The sequence below is a fragment of the Sandarakinorhabdus limnophila DSM 17366 genome (genome assembly GCF_000420765.1).
GTDB classification, from domain to species: domain Bacteria; phylum Pseudomonadota; class Alphaproteobacteria; order Sphingomonadales; family Sphingomonadaceae; genus Sandarakinorhabdus; species Sandarakinorhabdus limnophila.
This window is the reverse complement of sequence record NZ_ATVO01000006.1, coordinates 119,035-134,650: the sequence shown is the minus strand read 5'-3', so window position 1 is coordinate 134,650 and position 15,616 is coordinate 119,035. Positions and strand designations below refer to the sequence as shown.

The following is a 15,616-nucleotide window of genomic DNA, read 5'->3' as shown; positions in this document are numbered from 1 at the left end:
CCGGAGCACAGGGCGCCGGCGGCAGTTTCGGGGGACTCAACTTAGAACTTGGCGGAAACGCTCGCCTGGAAGGTGCGGCCCAGCACATAAGTGTTGGTGTCGATGCGGCTGGCGTTGAGGCGCTGGAATTCCTGATAACGCGTGTTGGTCAGGTTGCGGCCTTCCAGCTTCACTTCCAGTTCGCTGCCGAACAGCTTGACGCCCTGGCGGACCACGACATCCAGACGGATACCGGGCTTTTCCACCAGATCGGGTTGGCCCGACGGGCCGCGGAAGGCGACGCGGTTGCTGGCATAGTTCAGCAGGATGGTCTGTTCCGACAGGCCTTCATCATCCTGGAAGCCGAACGACAGGTTGGCAACATGATCGGACTGGCCGGTAAGCGGCAGGCCGCTCTTGAAGATGTCGGTTGCCGGTACGATCGCGCCCGAAAGCGGGAAGCGAGTGGTGTCACCCGCCTTCACGCGCAGCTTGCTGTCGGTGTAAGTATAGTTGGCCGAGATGAAGAAGCGGCGGCTGGCGAAGAGATCACCCCAGCCCGACAGGTCGAAATATTTCTGGGCTTCGATTTCGGCGCCATACAGGCGAGCGTTCGGCACGTTGGCAAACGTCGTCTGGAAGGTGCCGCCCTGCACGAAGGCGATGGCATCGATCGGCTGATCGATATCCTTGAAGAAGCCGCCAACGGCCAGCCGCTCGTCACGACCGAAATACCATTCGTAGCGGGCTTCGACGTTGATCAGCTGGGAATTGGTCAGGAACTGGTTGCCGAAGCTCAAACGGTCGCTTTCGGTGTCGAAATAGGGCTGCGGTGCCAGTTCGCGGAACTGCGGACGCGCAATGGTCTTCGACGCGGCAAAGCGCAGCTGCATGTCTTCAGCGAAGTTCCAGGTAACGGTCAGCGCCGGCAGCCAGTAATCCTCGTTGATGTTGGTGGGCGTGTTGAAGGCCGAGCCGGGGTTGGCGTTGAACACGTCAACCGGCGTCACGTTCTGCTTGCCGGATTCATAACGCACGCCGGCCACCAGCTGCACGCCATCGGTCGGTTCGATCTCGATCTGGCCATAGCCGGCATTCACGGTCAGGCCGGCATCATAGCGCGGCGCCACCGTGGAGATGGTGTTGAGGATGATGCCGTAGGTATAGACGTTGTAATCCGACAGCAGGAAATCAGGGCGCTGCTGGCTGAGGGCACCGGGCAGCGCCGCGTTGGACTGATAGCGATAGTCAAAACGTTCCGACACGCGATCGGCTTTGCTGTAGGCATAGCCGGCGGTGAGCTTGATCGGGAACGGGCCGCCGCGGATCTTGTAGCCAAGATCGAGGCCGCCGCCCCACACGTCTTCGTTCAGCCGGCTGAAGGCGACCAGGCTGGATTGGCCCGGCGACCGCAGATCGTTCACATAATCCTTAAACTGCGCCGAGAACGCATAGTTATTGAACCGCTCATAAGGAGCGAGACGCTTGGAGTTGGCATAGGTGCCGCGCAGATCGACGGTGAGATCGTCGAACTTGAATTCGCCCACGAACTGCGTGTCGATCAGCTGGCGGCGGAACTGCGCGGTGGCGTTGCGCTGCAACAGCACGTCGCGACCCACGTTGATGTCGTCGGTGCCGACCTGGATGCGGGCTTCCTTGATGGTGTCGTTCACATAGACGTTGGCGAAACGGATCTTGTGATCGCCGAATTCGGCACCAATGCTGAACAGGCCGTTGACAACGCTACGGAATTCCGTGGCGGCAAAGTCGAAATCCTGATCCGGGTTGAGCTGCAGCGTGCCGCCCTGACCCACCGCGGCGCCGCCGGAAAGCTGCTGCTTGCCGGCTTTAGTCTGCCAATCATTCGACAGACCGGCGGCGAACACGAAACCGATGCGCGCGTCACCCACGTCCCAGGCGCGGCCGCCCGACATGTTGCCGCTCCAGTTCACCGGAATATTGTCGTTGCGGAAGATGACGTTGGTTTCGGCATTGGCGAGGGTGGCGGTGATATCCTGCAACTGGCGCAGCGAGAAATTGCCGCCCACGGCCAGCGCCTTGCCGGCGTCCTGGCTGGCCTGAATGCCGGTGGGCAGACGGCGGGTGCCGTCGTCATAGCCGGTCCAGTCCTTGCGGCCCCCCGCATAGACATAGCCGAGCTGGCCGGTGGTGGCGGTGTTGGCACCAATGCTGGCGCCCACCGTGAAGAAGGCTTCCTTGGGCACGGCCCGCGTTGTCAGGTTGATGACGCCGCCGCCGAATTCGCCGGGGAAATTGGCGGAATAGCTTTTCTGCACAACAGACGAAGCCAGAACCGAGGTCGGGAACAGATCGAGCGGGACCACGCGGCGCAGCGGATCCGGCGACGGGATCGGCAGGCCGTTCAGCAGCGCCAGCGAGTAACGTTCACCCAGACCACGCACATAGACATAACGGCCGCCAACAACCGACAGGCCGGTCACGCGCTTCAGGGCGCCGGCGATGTCGCCTTCACCCGAACGCGCGATGTCGGCCTGGCTCAGCACCGACACCACTTCGCGGCTCAGCCGCACGGTGTTGGGGATGCGCCGGCCGATGACGACGATTTCGCTGCCGCCGCCGCCAGGGATCGAAATGTCGACTGGCTCTTCTTCTGGCGGCGCTTCGGAAGCCGGAGCCGGTTCGGGCGCCGGCGGGGTCGCCGGTTGGGCCCAGGCAGGGGCAGCGAACGCCACCATCATGGTGGTCGAAAGCAGGAGTGGCAGCTTGTTGGTCATTATCTTGTCCCCGGTCGAAATGCGGTGGCCGGCAGCTGCGAAGGTCGCGCCGCCGGCCCCAGCCCTTACTGGATCGGCGCTTACTGGATCGGCGAGGGGGCTGCGGTGCAGGCGGTGGCACCGGTGCCAACGCCGCAGGTCCAGCCGGCATACCAGGTGTCAGCTGCGTTGCGGAACGCGCCAACAAAGGTGGTTTCATCCAAGAAAGTGCCGGTGCCGGTGAAGGCCGTGCGCGGGTTGGTGGCAACCGCAGCGGTTTCGAAGCTGCCCGGCAGGAAGATGTCGGTCAGGGTCAGCGTCACCGGCGGCAGCAGGTTGTTGTTGCCGGTGATGATCGGCGTGATGCTGGCCAGCGGCACATCGCTTTCGTCACGGGCGGCGCCCGAGCAACCAAAGATCACCGAGCGGAAGATCGGCGCACCGGCTTCGTCGGTCGGGGTATCGGCCGTGGTCACTGCGGTCTGGGCGCCGTCGATGTCGAGGCACAGGCCGGTGGCCGTGGTGTTGCGGATGATGCCGTTGGTCAGACCGTAATCGGTGCCGCCGCGCAGCAGAACGCTGTCGGGCGTGCGGTTGCCGATGAAGGTGAAGTTGGCGATGCGCGGGTTGGAACGCGGGGTCTTGGTTTCGCCGCCAGCTGTATCGGCTTCGATCACGCGGTCACCGCCATCGGTGCGCTGCACGACCAGCACATACTGCATCAGGCCTTTGTAGCCGAGATCGGTGTCGATCGAGTCATCGTCGGCCCCGGTGATCACCAGGAACTTGTGGTTCAGGCGGCCACCGAACCATTCGATGCCATCGTCGGAGCTGTTGTGGACCTGGATGTTCTGCGCAAAGGTGCCTGAACCAACACCGGCGAAGGTGATGCCGTTCAGTTCGTTGCCGGGGCTGACTTCGAAACCCGGGTATCGGACCTGGACAAACTGCATGCGGCCCGAGTTGTCGGACGGGGAACCGCCACCGTAGAAGGCGCCAGTGAGGCCTTCAACCGCCGACTGGCAGCTTGCGGTGCCTGGCGTGGCGGTGCCGACGCAGGTGTGGATCGGCGCGCGGCCGAGGATGACGATACCGCCCCACTGGCCGATCGAGCTGGCATTCACGCCGCTTTCCATGTTTGAACGACTGGTGAAGATGATCGGGCGGGTGGCTGTGCCTTCGGCGAAGATTTGCGAGCCGCGGTTGATCACCAGCGCATCAGCGCCAGAGGAACCGAACACGACCACGCCCGGCTCGACGGTGAGGATACCTTGGCTGCCGCCAGCGGCCGGCGCGCCAGGATCGCCACCGAGATCGACGCCGACGTTGACGCGGCCGTTCAGCGAATAGACCACACCTCGTATGTTGCGCAGGGTCAACGCGCCTGAGATGGTGCCGGAGAGGGAGCAATTACGCAGGTTGTTGATCACGCCAACGTTTGCCGTACCGGCGGGGCAATCGGTGGCCGGGCCAGTGGGCGTTGGCGTGGGCGCAGGGGTGGGGGCCGGGGCCGGGGCGGGAGGCGGGGTCACTAGCGTGCCTTCGCCGGGCGACGCGATGTTTTTGGCGCCATCACAGGCAGCCAGCGTGAGCGCCGAACCGATCATGAGGAGCGTGCGAAGGCGGATATTGCTTGAGCGTGTCATGGGGTCACCCCTGTTGGCCGTGTGGTTTGAACAAACTGGGGTGCGCCTTTTGGCCGTTCACACCCCCGCGATAGCAATGGCCTTAAGCGCGATTCGTGGCAGCTTGGTTACTGCACGGTTGCAATTTCGTGACAGCAGGCGCTTCCCCGGTCAGGGCGTGACCACCGCTTCACGCTGGGTATTGCCGCGCCGATAGACGATCTGCATGCGGCCATTGGCGGCCAGTTCCTGCGGCAGCTCCATGACTTTCTCTTCGGAGATCAGCTCAGCCCCATTGGCCGACAGCAGCACGTCGCCGGGCTTCAGGCCAGCCCGGGCCAGCGCCGGCAGGCCTGCCAGGCTGTCCACTCGCCACCCCACCAGGCGGCCCTGTTCCCGCAGTGGTGAGAGCGCCAGCTGCCACGGTGTCGGATCGCCTCCGGGCGGCGTGGCAGGCCCAGCCATCGCTGGCGCTGCATCGGCAAAGGCCAGCACCATCTCGCCGGACGGTCCGGCCAGAATGGCGCGGCCCGGCTCCACGCGCAGCAGCTTGATGCCGCCGGGCAGGACACGGCCGGGGCGCAGCAGATATTGCTTCCCGCCGGCCACCACGATGGCCATGCCGCCATCAGGCCCGGCCCGCAGGCCGGCGAGTGCCAGATCGGAGGGTGCCGAAACGGCTGCAGCAACAGGCGGTGGCGGAGAAGCGATGACTGGCGGTGGAGGCGGCGGCAGCAATGCAGGCGGCGCCTCATCACCGCCGCCGCGCAGCACCCACACCAGCCCGGCCGACAAGGCGAGCCCGCCCCCGATGGCCAGCGCCCATTCCTTCGGCGTGTTTGTGCGTCGTGCCGCCACTATTGCGGGCAACCGGCGAGGCCAGCCACCGGTAGCACAAGGGCGCTGCCATCGGCTTCGGTGATGGTCAGGCTGCCATCGCGCACCACGGCGCCGCCGGCCGTGGCGGGCAATATGGTCAGCCGCACCTCGAAACTGCGGTTGGCAGAGCGGAAGCGGCTGATGGGCGTAAAGCCCATTACCTCTTCACCCTCAAGCGCTTGCGCTGGCAGATCGGTGGAGCGGCCATCGATGATTGCGCGCAAGTTTGCCGGCGTGCGGCCCAGCATGGCGATGCGCTTGCCGCTGGCCCGGTCCCACAGGAACAGCGCACATTGGCCAGGCTCCAGCACCTGCTGCGGCAGTTCGGTGAAGGGCGGCGGCAAAGCTGAGGGGGGTGGGGGCTGGGTGGTGGCCAGCTGCAGCGCGATAAAGGCCGTGATGATCATGCGCCGCTGTCCTCTTTCACCAGGGCGCCGCCCTGCTCACGGAAACCGGCAGCAGTCAGCGCTGCGGCTTCGCCCACGCCGGCACCCGAAACCGCCAACCGCGCTGTCCAGCGGCCCGCCGCGATGGTCACGTCCAGCCGCACCCGGCCATCGCCGCTGGCCAGCGGCAGCAGCAGCGCCGCCCCGTCGCAGCGCGGTGCACCGGTGAGCTGGCGCTGGCCCGCCAGCGGCAGTGCCAGATCGGCCGTCACCTGCCCGCCGGCCGCTTCGCAGCGCCCGGCCCCATCCAGCGTCGCCATCACATCGGCAAGGCTGATCCCGGCCAGCGGCAGGCCAGGCAGCGGACTGCCGGTCAACCGGCCATTCAGGCCCACCACGCCGCCGGCCGTGAAGCCGCGCCAGATCTGCCCGTTCAGACTGCCTGCAGTCTGCCAGCTGAGCCGGCCCTTCAACAGCGCCCCCGGCTGCAAGGCCAGCGCCACGTCCCCCAGCTGCATCCGACCCAGCGCCGCGCCGGACAGTTGGGCTTGCCACAGGCTGCCCGTCACCGAAGTGGCGGCCAGCGGCGGTGCTGGCAGCAGCAGCCGCGCCGGGGCAAGGGCCACCAGCCCCACGATCACACCAAGGCCCAGCGCCAGCATCCGCATCACTGTGCGCTCCGTACCAGCAGTCGCGCCCGCACCGATTGGTCCGGGTTGCGGGTGGCTTCCAGTTGTTCGATCACCAGGCCATCGTTCTGCTCAAGCGCCGTAGCCCAGCCGATCAGCAGGCGGCCGTTGATGGCGGTGATCTCCAGCAGCGCCTGGCCCGGCCCCTGCGCTTCCAGCCGGGCGGGTTGCAGCCCGGCATCGGCCAGGCGGCGGTTCAGCACGTCGATCACGGCGGCCGGGTTGGCGGCGGGACGGGCCTTGATGGCCGCGGCCAGCGCCTGGCCCTGTGCAAGCTGGGCGGCAGCCGCGCCGGCATCGGCCTGCGCCGTCGCACGCGCGGCGGCCAGCGGGCGCACAAGCACCAGCCAGAACAGCAGTGTGGCCAGCAACGCCAGCATCACGCCGATCAGCCAACGCTCGCGGCCCGTGCGCTGCGCCCACCACGGAGAAAGCATCGCCATCATTTCGCGCGCACCGTCACTTCGCTGATACTGCCGTCGGCGGTGGCGCGGGTGGTGCCGGGTGAAGCGGCAAGACCGGCGATACCCAACGCATCGGCCAGCGCCTGGGCTTCACCGGCGCCGCCGGCCACGCCCGCAACAAGTCCGCCGGCGGGCGTGTAGCTGAGGCCGGCCAGCCCAGCGCCCGGCCGAGCGCTGAGCGCCTGCACCACTGGCCCGGCCAGCGCCGCCAGCCCGCCCGCCGCACCGCGTTGCTGCGCCTGCGCCTGAAGGGCCGCGAACGCGCTGGGTCCATCGGTTGTGCTCGGTGCCAGCGTCATCAGTTCTGCATCGGCAGCGCTGGCGGCGCTGCTGGCGCGGAGCAGAGCGGCCATATCACCACCCAGCCACAGCCCGGCGACGGCGGCGGCCAGCAGGGCGAGGCGCTTTACTTGCGTGCGATCCGGCTGCCAGCGCGCCACCTGCACATACTCGCCCGACAGCAGATCAAGCGGCAGCGGATCGGGCAGGGCCGGCTGGGCCGGGGTCGTGGCATCGGTGCCGATGATGGCGGCGGCCAGTTCCGACTCGGCGGCAAAGGCGGAGCTGGCGCTGCGGGCCAGCACGCGCGGTCCGTCCTGCGCCACCGCCCAGCCGCTGGCTTGTGCCGGCAGCAACAGCGGATCGGGAATGATCGCGCTGGGCTTCCAGCCAGCGCGTGCGGCTTCGGTCAGCCAGCCGGCCATTTGTTCGCGTGCAACCACGGCAACGGGGCGCAGGCCGCTGCCCGGTGCGACGGTGATATGGGGATCAGCCTCGGCCAGGCGATCAGCCAGCGCCATCCGCGCGGCCGCAGCGGCCTGGGCGGGCGCCAGATCCGGCAGATCGAGCCAGTGCAGCGCGACCGCTTCGCCGGGCACAGCCAGCACCAGCGGCGATCCATCGGGGGCCGGCCAGCCGGCGCCGCCCGTGCCGTCGCTGCGCTGCCAGCGCACGCGGGGGACGAGTGTGACCAGCACTGATTTTGGCATCATGCCTCGTCTCCCCAGCGGCGCAGCAGCAGTTTCGCCGGGCGGGTGCCGGCATCGATCAAGCCGGTTTGGGCCAGCGTGACGCCATTGATGTTGGTCGTCATGCGGTAGGCCACGAAGCGATCGCGCGTATCGGGCTGGCGCAGCGCATCGGCAGCCAACTGGCGGCCGGCGAACAGCGGTTGCGCCCAGAAGTTCGCCGTGTCGCGCCAGCCGCCGGAGGGGCGGGCCGCGATCGCGTCGCGCGCGGTGGCCAGCGGCACGCCCGTGATGGCGGCCAGCACTGGCGCACCGGCGGGCACCAGGCTATTGATATTGGGGCGGGACAGTTCGGCTTCCGGCAGCGCACACAGATGCGGGGCGGCGCGGGCGAAGATGGCAGGCGTTACCCCGGCCACGGCGCGCCACTCGCTGGCTTCGGCGAGCAAGGTGCCAGCGGTGCGATAGGGTGTGGCGGCGCGGGCATAGGCCGGATCTTCGGCGCCGCCGGAACCTGGTTGCTGATCGACATCCACCCAGTCGGCCGTGGCCGCCGCGATGCGCAGGCTTTCCGCTTGCGGCACATCAAGCAGGGTTAGCAGCCGCGCCAGTTGCTCGACGCCGAGCGGACGGGTGAGGGTGCGGCCCACAGGCCCCATGGCGACGCTGTTGAGGTTGAAGCAATTGCCGCCGGGGCTGAGCATCACCGTGGTGGGGACGGACGTGGGCAGCGCGAACGGACGCGCCGGCAATTGCGGCAGCGGCAAACGCGCCAGGATCATCGTCTCGCCGGCCAGCGCCGCGCCGCGCGCCACTTCCAGCCCGGCACGAGTGGTGTCGAGATGGCGGGCCAGCCGCAGCCGATCGAACAGACTGGTGGACAGCGCCGCCATCACGCCCACCAGCACCAGCACGTTGATCAGTGCTGCGCCCTGTTCATGGGGAGGGATGGGCCGGGTCATGCTGCGTCCCCGGGGGCCAGCGGCACGATCTGGCGGACATGGCCAAGCTGCGGGCCATCAAGGGTGAGTTCGATGGCGCGGGGCAGGGCGCCGGCCTCGCCGCTCCAGCCATCCTGCCAACCTTGCGCCGTCAGCACCCGCAACCGCGCCGCCGTGACGCCCTTGGCCAGCACGCTGGCTTGGGTGGCAGCCGGGCCATCAACCATTGCTGCAGAGCGGCGCACCAGCGTGTCGCCCTGGATCACCCATTCCACACGCTGCAGCGAGGCGCGCGGAGCCTGGCTGGGATTGGCCCAGCCGCGCCGTACCAGCGTGAACAGTGCGCCATCATTCACGGCAAAGGCCGCGTGCGGGCGACCCTCACGATCCCGCCACGGGCGCGGCGCGGCCTGGCCGGCATCGGCGGTGAGCAGCGCCCGCAGCCGGGCCAGATCGCCGCTGGCCCCGACCAGCGCCTGTGCCTGCCCGCTGGCCTGCACGCTGCCGGCGAGCAGCGCCGTCCCCGCCGCCGCCATCAGGCCGAACAGGAACAGGCCGACGAGCAATTCGATGAGGGTGAAGCCGGCCTCTCTCACCGCCCGCTCCATAGCAACTTGTCAGCGGCAATCACCTGACCGCCCTCGCCGATCACCTCGACACTGATCAACTGGGTGCCGGGATCGGGGCCGGGGCTGATCTGTCGCCGCCACGCCCAATCGCGGATGCCGGCGCGCTCGCGGCCCTGATCGGCGCTGGGCGGGGCGGCAGACAGTATCACTTCCAGTGCCTGATTGCGGGCGACGATGGCGGCATATTGCCGGTCTGACAAAGTGGCGGCGCTGGCGAGGCTGACGCCCTGCAGACGGATCAGCGCGACAGCGGCGAGCCCGAAGATGGCGAGTGCCACCATCACCTCGATCAGGCTGAAGCCGGCTTCAGCGCGCATGAACGCTGCCCGCCGCATCGATGGAGACGCTGGCACTGGCATCGCCACTGCTCACGACAATCCGCGCCGGCGTGGCGAGGCCGGTGGCGTCGAAGCTGATCGGGCCGGCCGGCTCGGTGGTGAGGGTCAGCCCGTCCGGTGCCGGCGGTGCGAACGCCGTGCTCTGCCCGGTCAGGATTGCAATGTCGCGCGTGGCGGCGGCGTGCGCCGCCAGTTTGACGGCAGCAGCGCGCACCCGGTCGCCAGGGCCGGGCAGGGTGAGGACAAGCGCCGCGCTGGTGATGCCGATGATGGCCATCACCACCACCAGTTCCACCAGCGTGAAGCCGGCTTCAGAGGTTCCAGTTGCCGATGTCATCGGCCTCCCCTCCTGGCCCGGTCAGGCCATCGGGGCCCATCGACCACACGTCGAACGGGCCGTGCGCGCCGGGACTGGCATATTGGTAAGGCTTGCCCCAGGGATCATTGGGCAGCCGCTGCACATAGCCGCCGGGGCGATAGCGTTCCGGTTGGGCCATGTCGGTGGGCGCGGCCTTCAGCGCAGCAAGGCCTTGGCTCGTATTCGGAAACACCATCGTGTCGGCCTTGTAGCTGGTCAGCGCAGTTTCCAGCGTGGCGATATCGGCGCGGGCGCGGGTGATGGCGGCCTTGTCCACATCGGGCAGCACGTTCAGCACCACCACCGTGGTGAGGATGCCGATGATGACGATCACCACCATCATCTCGATTAGGGTGAAGCCCTCTTCGTTGCGATTGCGCTTCATGGTGTAGCCAGGCTTTCGAGTTGCAATATGGGCAGCAGGATGGAGAGCACGATCACCCCCACGGCGCCGCCCATGAACAGGATGATCGCCGGTTCCAGCAGGGCGAGCGCCGAGCGGGTGAGCGCATCATACTCGCGTTCCAGCGCTTCGGCGCCCTTTTCCAGCATCACATCCAACCGCCCGGCACTTTCGCCGCCCGCCGCCATGGCGACCAGCAGTGGCGGCAGGATGGCAGCGCGGCGCATGGCGGCGGTGAGGCTTGCGCCTTCGCTGATATCATCGGCCATCTGCGCGACGCGGGCGCGGATCTCGCGGTTGCCGATGGTGGGCAGGGTGAGTTTCAGGCCATCGACCAGCGGCAGCCGGCTCGCCACCATCATCGCCAGCGTGCGCGCCAGCCGCGCCGCCTGCCAGTCGCGCAGCAGGCGGCCGAGCAATGGCAGGCTGAGCAGCCAGGCATCGAAACGGCGGCGCAGCGCCTCATCGTTCAGCGCCCGGGCGGCCAGCACACCGCCGCCAGCACCGAGCAACAGGATCACCCACCAGCCGGCGGCGAGCGCGTGGGAGAGCGCCATGACGATGCGGGTGAGCAGGGGCAATGTCTGGCCGATATCGGCGAACTGTTCGGCGATCCGCGGCACCACGAAGATCATCAGTGCCGCCACCGCCAGCGTGGCCACGGCTGCGAGCGCCGCCGGATAGGCCAGCGCCGCCTGCACGCGACCCTTCATTTCGGCCTGGCGATCGAGCAGGGCCGCAAGGCGCTCCAGCACCTGCGGCAGCGTGCCGGCGCCTTCGCCGGCGGCCACCATGGCGCGGTAGAGCGGCGGAAAGCTGGCGCTTTCCAGGGCCATTGCATCCGAAAGCCGGCGGCCTTCGATCACCGCGCCATGCACAGTGGTCAGCACGGCGCGGGGCTTGTCGCCCTCCGTCTGCCTGACGATGGTGCGCAGCGCTTCTTCCAGCGGCGTCACACTGGCCAGCGTTGCCAGCTGGCGGGTGAACAGGCCGAGCGCATTGGGTTTCAGCCGCGCACTGCCCGTGGCCAATGTGGGCTCGCTGGCGGTGGCCGCTTCCAGCTTCGTTGCAAACAGCCGCTTGTCGAGCAGATCGGCGCGCGCTGCCTCGCTGCTCGGTGCGCTGATGCGTCCGGCGCGCGGTTTGCCTTCGATATCGAGCGCTTCGTAGCGAAAGTCAGCCATCGGCCGGCTCCGGCTCGGCGGTGCCCATCACCCGTAAGGCTTCGGCCGGCGAGGTGAGGCCATCGATCACGGCTTGCGCGGCAATTGCCGGCAATCCGGGGCTGCCGGCGGCGGCGAGATCAGCGGCGGTGGCGCCTTCGTTGATGCGGGCGGCCAGGGCGTCGGTCATGCGGATGATGTCATACAGGCCAACGCGGCCCTGCCAGCCGGTGTGGTTGCAGGAATCGCAGCCCGGCGCGGCCCACACCGGTGTTCCCGCCGCGATGCCCAGTGCCGCCGCCGTGCCGGCATCACTGGCGTGCGCGGTGCGGCAGGCGGGGCACAGCCGGCGCACCAGCCGCTGCGCCACCACGGCGCGCAGGGTGGCGGCGAGCAGGAACGGTTCCACGCCGAAATCGCGCAGGCGTGTGATGGCGCTGGCGGCATCATTGGTGTGCAGCGACGACAGCACGAGGTGGCCGGTGAGCGCGGCCTGCACGGCAATGCTGGCGGTTTCGGCGTCGCGGATTTCGCCGACCATCACCACGTCAGGGTCTTGCCGCAAGATGGCGCGCAGCCCGGCGGCAAAGCTGAGGCCGACCTTGGGGTTCACCTGAGTCTGGCCGAGGCCATCCACGGCATATTCCACCGGGTCTTCCACTGTCAGGATATTGCGGCTGCCATCGTTGAGCAGTTTCAGCCCGGCATAGAGCGTCGTCGTCTTGCCGCTGCCCGTGGGGCCTGTCACCAGCACCAGGCCGTTGGCTTCGGCGAGTCCCGCGCGGAAAGATCGTTCGGCGCCTTCGGGCATGCCGAGCGCGGCCAGATCGATGCCGGCATTTTCCTTGTCGAGCAGGCGCAGCACCACGCGCTCACCGCCGCGCGCCGGCAGGGTGGAGACGCGCACATCGAGCCGCTTGCCGCCCAACGCCAGGTCCATGCGGCCATCCTGCGGCAAGCGTCGTTCGGCAATGTCCAGCCGCGCCATCACCTTGATGCGGCTGACCAGCACCGGCGCCACACCGGGCGGCAGGCGGTGCATCTCCTTCAGTTCGCCATCGGCGCGCATCCGCACCACCAGCGCGCTTTCGAACGGCTCGATGTGAATGTCAGACGCTTTCAGGCGGGCGGCCTCGGCAATCAGCCCGTTGATCAGGCGGATGGCGGGGGCTTCGTCGTCGCTGGCCAGCAAATCCTCGGCGGACGGCAGATCATCGCCGAAGCCGGCGAGTTCATCGGCCTCTCCGGCATAGGAGGAGCGGGCATAATGATCCTGCAGCAGCCGGTCGAATTCGGCATCGTCCACCTCGCGCAGCGCCAGTGGCCGGCCGGCGATGCGGCGCACTTCGGCCAGCGCGGCCACATTGCTGCCCTTGCGACGCGCCACCTCCGCCACGTCACCCAGTGCGGTGACGATCACCCCTTGCGCCTTGGCAAAGGCATAGGAGAGGGCGGGCTGGCTCATGGTTTGGGCGGGGCAGGCGGAACAGCAGCAGTGGGGGCGCCCGGGATGGGCGCTTTCAGATAATCGCGCACCAGTGCATCGATGCTGGGATCAGCCGTGGCCTCGCGGCGAGCCTGTTCGGCTCGCACATATTGGTAACGGTCGCCGGTCAGCTTGGCGGCGTCTTCGGCATTGCGGATGATGGTCGGGCGGATGAACACCATCAGATTGGTCTTGGTGCGGTCGCGCGATTTCGATCGGAACAGATTGCCGAGGAAGGGAATGTCACCCAGCAGCGGCACCTTTTCGATGGCGCGGCGCTCATTCTCGTCGATCAGGCCGCCCAGCGCGATGATCTGGCCATCGTCCACCGTCACCGTGGTGTTGATCTCGCGCTTGTTGAGGATGATGTCCGGAATATTCTGGGTCACAATGGAGGTGGCGATGCTGCTCACCTCCTGCCGCAAGGTCAGCTTGATGGTGCCGCCGGCGTTGATCTGCGGCCGCACGTCCAGGGCGATGCCGATATCCTGACGCTGCACGGTGCGAAACGCATTGTCGAAATTGTTCGAAAGCGCCTGGCCGGTGGCGAGCGGCACATTCTGGCCGACAAGGATGCGGGCCTGGGCGTTGTCGAGTGTCATCACCGACGGCGTTGACAGCACATTGGATGCGGTATCGGCCTTCACCGCATTGACGACGAAGCCGAACACCGCGTTGCTGCCCAGATTGCCGCCAAAGCCAAACTGGCCGCCATTGGCATTGAGCAGGCTGTTCACCGCGGCATTGCGCAGGGCAACCGTGGTGGAATTGTCTTGGCCATAGCGCTTTTCCGCCGCAATGGCGCCAGCCACTGCCAGCAGGTTGGGCGCGGCGTTGCTATAGTTGGTGACGGAAAAGGGGATGTTGCTGCCGCCGGTGCCGGACAGCAGGAACTGCACCCCTAGCCGCTGGGCGGCGATATCGCTGATTTCCACGATGATGGCTTCCACCAGCACCTGTTCGCGGCGCACATCCAGCTGGCGGATCACCTCGCCCAGCCGGCGCTGCACATCGGCGGGCGCAGCGATGACGATGGCGTTGGCGCCTTCATACCGCGCGATCACCGCCTGGCCGCGGCCAATGCTGGCGCCGGGCACGAAGCCGCTGGTGCCGAGGCTGCCGCCCGTTGGTTGCGCGGGCAATGGGGCAGAGGCGGCGGGCTGCTGGCCCTGCGCGGCGGCATTGGCGTTGCCGAAGGCGCTTTGCGTCGGCATCGCCTGCGGGGCGGACTGGCTGGCGGGGCTGACCGGCTGGCCGACCAATTGCTGCAGCACCGGCACCAGTTTTTCGGCATCGGCGTGGTTCAGGAAAAACACCCGCACATCGCTACCAGCGGCGGCCGCCTGATCGAGATCGGCGACGGTGCGGGCGAGCTTGGCCAAAGTGGCGGGATCGCCGCGCAGCACCAGACTGTTGCTGGCATCCACTGGCGCCACCTGCCAGCCGCGGCCTTCAGCGCTGCCTTGCGCAATCTGGGCGAGACTGGTGGCAATCTCGCGCGCGCCGGCGTGTTTCAGGGCGACCACGCGCACTGCCGCCCGATCCTGATCGATCTGGCGCGCAAGCTGGCGCACGCGGGCGACATTGTCGGCATAATCGGCAACGATCACAGCGTTCCCGGCGCGATTGGCCGTCACTTGGCCTTCGCGGGACACCAGCGGGCGCAGCGTCTCGATGGCGGAGGCGGCGTCGATGAAATTCAGGTTGAGCACGGCGGTCTCGAACCGGTCACGCCCCTGGCCCGCCGAGGGTTGGGTGGCAGCGCCATCGGCCGGCGCGACCCGGAAGGCACCTCCGGCCGCCGGCGTGACGACAAGACCGTTGGCGCGCAGCGTGGACAGGAACAGTTCGAAATAGCCGGCCTGATCGAGCGGCCGTTCGGAGACAACCGAGACTTTGCCCTGCACGCGCGGATCGATGATGAAGGTGCGCCCCGTGGCGCGCGACACATCTTGGATGAAGGCGCGCACATCGGCATCGCGCAGATTGACCGTCTGCTGCGCCAGCACCGGGGCGGCGATCAGTAGGATTGCCAGGATGGCAGGGGAGAGCTTGCGGGTCATTTCTTGTCCTGCCGGGGCGGTGCTGCATCAGCGGCGCTGCCCGATTGATCGATATAGAGTTGCTCGCGGGCGCCGCCGCGATCCAGCGTCACGGATTCAAATTCCACCGCTGCCAGCCGCACGCCGGGCATGATCTCTTCGCCCACGCCCACGCTCTTCTGTTGGCCGTCGGGCGTGGCCAGGATCGCCGATCCCCGGCCCGATGCGGCATCAACGCGGGTGCCGAGCAACACCAGATCGAGGCTGGAGACCGTATCGGCCGCGGCCGGACCGGCCGGGAAGAACGGGTCCACCGCCACCACAACCGGGCCCGTCGGCAGCGCCACGTGCGGCGTGCCCAGCGGCCCCGCCGGCGTGATTGCCAACCAGATCAGACGCGCCGCTGCCAAGCCGGCCAGCACCCAGCCAGCCAGTTCGGCCATACCCAGCAAGCGGGCCGGCCACAGCGGTTTGTCCTCGGTCCGGATCAGCGGCTGCACCCCTCAAAACGCGATTTTCCGCAGGCGCTCA

16 protein-coding genes are annotated in these 15,616 nt (G+C 67.8%); all 16 read right to left on the bottom strand.

The window, feature by feature from the left end:
* Window positions 1–41: 41 nt before the first annotated feature.
* The 16 genes from G566_RS0108310 to G566_RS13935 all read right to left on the bottom strand — a co-directional run bounded on the left by G566_RS0108310 (window position 42) and on the right by G566_RS13935 (window position 15,585).
* Entirely contained in the window at window positions 42–2,735 is a 2,694-nt protein-coding gene (locus G566_RS0108310) for a TonB-dependent receptor domain-containing protein (RefSeq protein WP_022680213.1), read from the bottom strand.
* 80 nt (window positions 2,736–2,815) lie between these two features.
* Entirely contained in the window at window positions 2,816–4,360 is a 1,545-nt protein-coding gene (locus G566_RS0108305; protein ID WP_040605518.1) for a hypothetical protein, read from the bottom strand.
* Between the two features lie 150 nt (window positions 4,361–4,510).
* Window positions 4,511–5,197: a hypothetical protein gene (locus G566_RS0108300; protein ID WP_022680211.1), complete on the bottom strand. Its 687-nt coding sequence runs from the start codon at window positions 5,195–5,197 to the stop codon at window positions 4,511–4,513.
* Complete coding sequence (locus G566_RS0108295; protein ID WP_022680210.1) at window positions 5,197–5,625, bottom strand: hypothetical protein; 429 nt, start codon at window positions 5,623–5,625, stop codon at window positions 5,197–5,199. The genes G566_RS0108300 and G566_RS0108295 overlap by 1 nt, the downstream gene beginning before the upstream one ends.
* On the bottom strand, window positions 5,622–6,272 hold the full coding sequence (gene gspN, locus G566_RS0108290; RefSeq protein WP_022680209.1) for a type II secretion system protein N: 651 nt from the start codon (window positions 6,270–6,272) through the stop codon (window positions 5,622–5,624). Before gspN ends, G566_RS0108295 begins: the two co-directional genes overlap by 4 nt.
* Window positions 6,272–6,739, bottom strand: a complete 468-nt coding sequence (gspM, locus tag G566_RS0108285) for a type II secretion system protein GspM (RefSeq protein ID WP_029131432.1) — start codon at window positions 6,737–6,739, stop codon at window positions 6,272–6,274. The genes gspN and gspM overlap by 1 nt, the downstream gene beginning before the upstream one ends.
* Window positions 6,736–7,749, bottom strand: a complete 1,014-nt coding sequence (gene gspL / locus G566_RS0108280; protein ID WP_022680207.1) for a type II secretion system protein GspL — start codon at window positions 7,747–7,749, stop codon at window positions 6,736–6,738. Before gspL ends, gspM begins: the two co-directional genes overlap by 4 nt.
* On the bottom strand, window positions 7,746–8,687 hold the full coding sequence (gspK, locus tag G566_RS0108275; RefSeq protein WP_022680206.1) for a type II secretion system minor pseudopilin GspK: 942 nt from the start codon (window positions 8,685–8,687) through the stop codon (window positions 7,746–7,748). The genes gspL and gspK overlap by 4 nt, the downstream gene beginning before the upstream one ends.
* Window positions 8,684–9,262: a type II secretion system minor pseudopilin GspJ gene (gene gspJ / locus G566_RS0108270; protein ID WP_169522814.1), complete on the bottom strand. Its 579-nt coding sequence runs from the start codon at window positions 9,260–9,262 to the stop codon at window positions 8,684–8,686. The genes gspK and gspJ overlap by 4 nt, the downstream gene beginning before the upstream one ends.
* Window positions 9,259–9,612: a type II secretion system minor pseudopilin GspI gene (gene gspI / locus G566_RS0108265; RefSeq protein ID WP_022680204.1), complete on the bottom strand. Its 354-nt coding sequence runs from the start codon at window positions 9,610–9,612 to the stop codon at window positions 9,259–9,261. The genes gspJ and gspI overlap by 4 nt, the downstream gene beginning before the upstream one ends.
* Entirely contained in the window at window positions 9,602–9,970 is a 369-nt protein-coding gene (locus G566_RS14800; RefSeq protein WP_022680203.1) for a prepilin-type N-terminal cleavage/methylation domain-containing protein, read from the bottom strand. The genes gspI and G566_RS14800 overlap by 11 nt, the downstream gene beginning before the upstream one ends.
* A complete protein-coding gene (gene gspG, locus G566_RS0108255) occupies window positions 9,945–10,376 on the bottom strand; it encodes a type II secretion system major pseudopilin GspG (protein ID WP_022680202.1) in 432 nt (143 codons plus the stop codon). Before gspG ends, G566_RS14800 begins: the two co-directional genes overlap by 26 nt.
* Window positions 10,373–11,578, bottom strand: a complete 1,206-nt coding sequence (locus G566_RS0108250) for a type II secretion system F family protein (RefSeq protein ID WP_022680201.1) — start codon at window positions 11,576–11,578, stop codon at window positions 10,373–10,375. The genes gspG and G566_RS0108250 overlap by 4 nt, the downstream gene beginning before the upstream one ends.
* Window positions 11,571–13,022 carry a GspE/PulE family protein gene (locus G566_RS13940; RefSeq protein ID WP_022680200.1) on the bottom strand — a complete coding sequence of 484 codons (1,452 nt, stop codon included), beginning with the start codon at window positions 13,020–13,022 and terminating at the stop codon, window positions 11,571–11,573. The genes G566_RS0108250 and G566_RS13940 overlap by 8 nt, the downstream gene beginning before the upstream one ends.
* Window positions 13,019–15,106: a type II secretion system secretin GspD gene (gspD, locus tag G566_RS0108240; protein ID WP_022680199.1), complete on the bottom strand. Its 2,088-nt coding sequence runs from the start codon at window positions 15,104–15,106 to the stop codon at window positions 13,019–13,021. Before gspD ends, G566_RS13940 begins: the two co-directional genes overlap by 4 nt.
* Window positions 15,103–15,585, bottom strand: coding sequence for a type II secretion system protein N (locus G566_RS13935; protein ID WP_051135993.1), 483 nt, complete (start codon window positions 15,583–15,585; stop codon window positions 15,103–15,105). The genes gspD and G566_RS13935 overlap by 4 nt, the downstream gene beginning before the upstream one ends.
* Window positions 15,586–15,616: the final 31 nt, after the last annotated feature.

Excerpts from the sequence above, each read along its gene's own strand:
- G566_RS0108310 (WP_022680213.1), bottom strand. The coding sequence starts at position 2,735 with ATGACCAACAAGCTGCCACTCCTGCTTTCGACCACCATGATGGTGGCG.
- G566_RS0108305 (WP_040605518.1), bottom strand. The coding sequence starts at position 4,360 with ATGACACGCTCAAGCAATATCCGCCTTCGCACGCTCCTCATGATCGGT.
- G566_RS0108295 (WP_022680210.1), bottom strand. The coding sequence starts at position 5,625 with ATGATCATCACGGCCTTTATCGCGCTGCAGCTGGCCACCACCCAGCCC.
- gspN (WP_022680209.1), bottom strand. The coding sequence starts at position 6,272 with ATGCGGATGCTGGCGCTGGGCCTTGGTGTGATCGTGGGGCTGGTGGCC.
- gspM (WP_029131432.1), bottom strand. The coding sequence starts at position 6,739 with ATGATGGCGATGCTTTCTCCGTGGTGGGCGCAGCGCACGGGCCGCGAG.
- gspL (WP_022680207.1), bottom strand. The coding sequence starts at position 7,749 with ATGATGCCAAAATCAGTGCTGGTCACACTCGTCCCCCGCGTGCGCTGG.
- gspK (WP_022680206.1), bottom strand. The coding sequence starts at position 8,687 with ATGACCCGGCCCATCCCTCCCCATGAACAGGGCGCAGCACTGATCAAC.
- gspI (WP_022680204.1), bottom strand. The coding sequence starts at position 9,612 with ATGCGCGCTGAAGCCGGCTTCAGCCTGATCGAGGTGATGGTGGCACTC.
- G566_RS14800 (WP_022680203.1), bottom strand. The coding sequence starts at position 9,970 with ATGACATCGGCAACTGGAACCTCTGAAGCCGGCTTCACGCTGGTGGAA.
- gspG (WP_022680202.1), bottom strand. The coding sequence starts at position 10,376 with ATGAAGCGCAATCGCAACGAAGAGGGCTTCACCCTAATCGAGATGATG.
- G566_RS0108250 (WP_022680201.1), bottom strand. The coding sequence starts at position 11,578 with ATGGCTGACTTTCGCTACGAAGCGCTCGATATCGAAGGCAAACCGCGC.
- G566_RS13940 (WP_022680200.1), bottom strand. The coding sequence starts at position 13,022 with ATGAGCCAGCCCGCCCTCTCCTATGCCTTTGCCAAGGCGCAAGGGGTG.
- gspD (WP_022680199.1), bottom strand. The coding sequence starts at position 15,106 with ATGACCCGCAAGCTCTCCCCTGCCATCCTGGCAATCCTACTGATCGCC.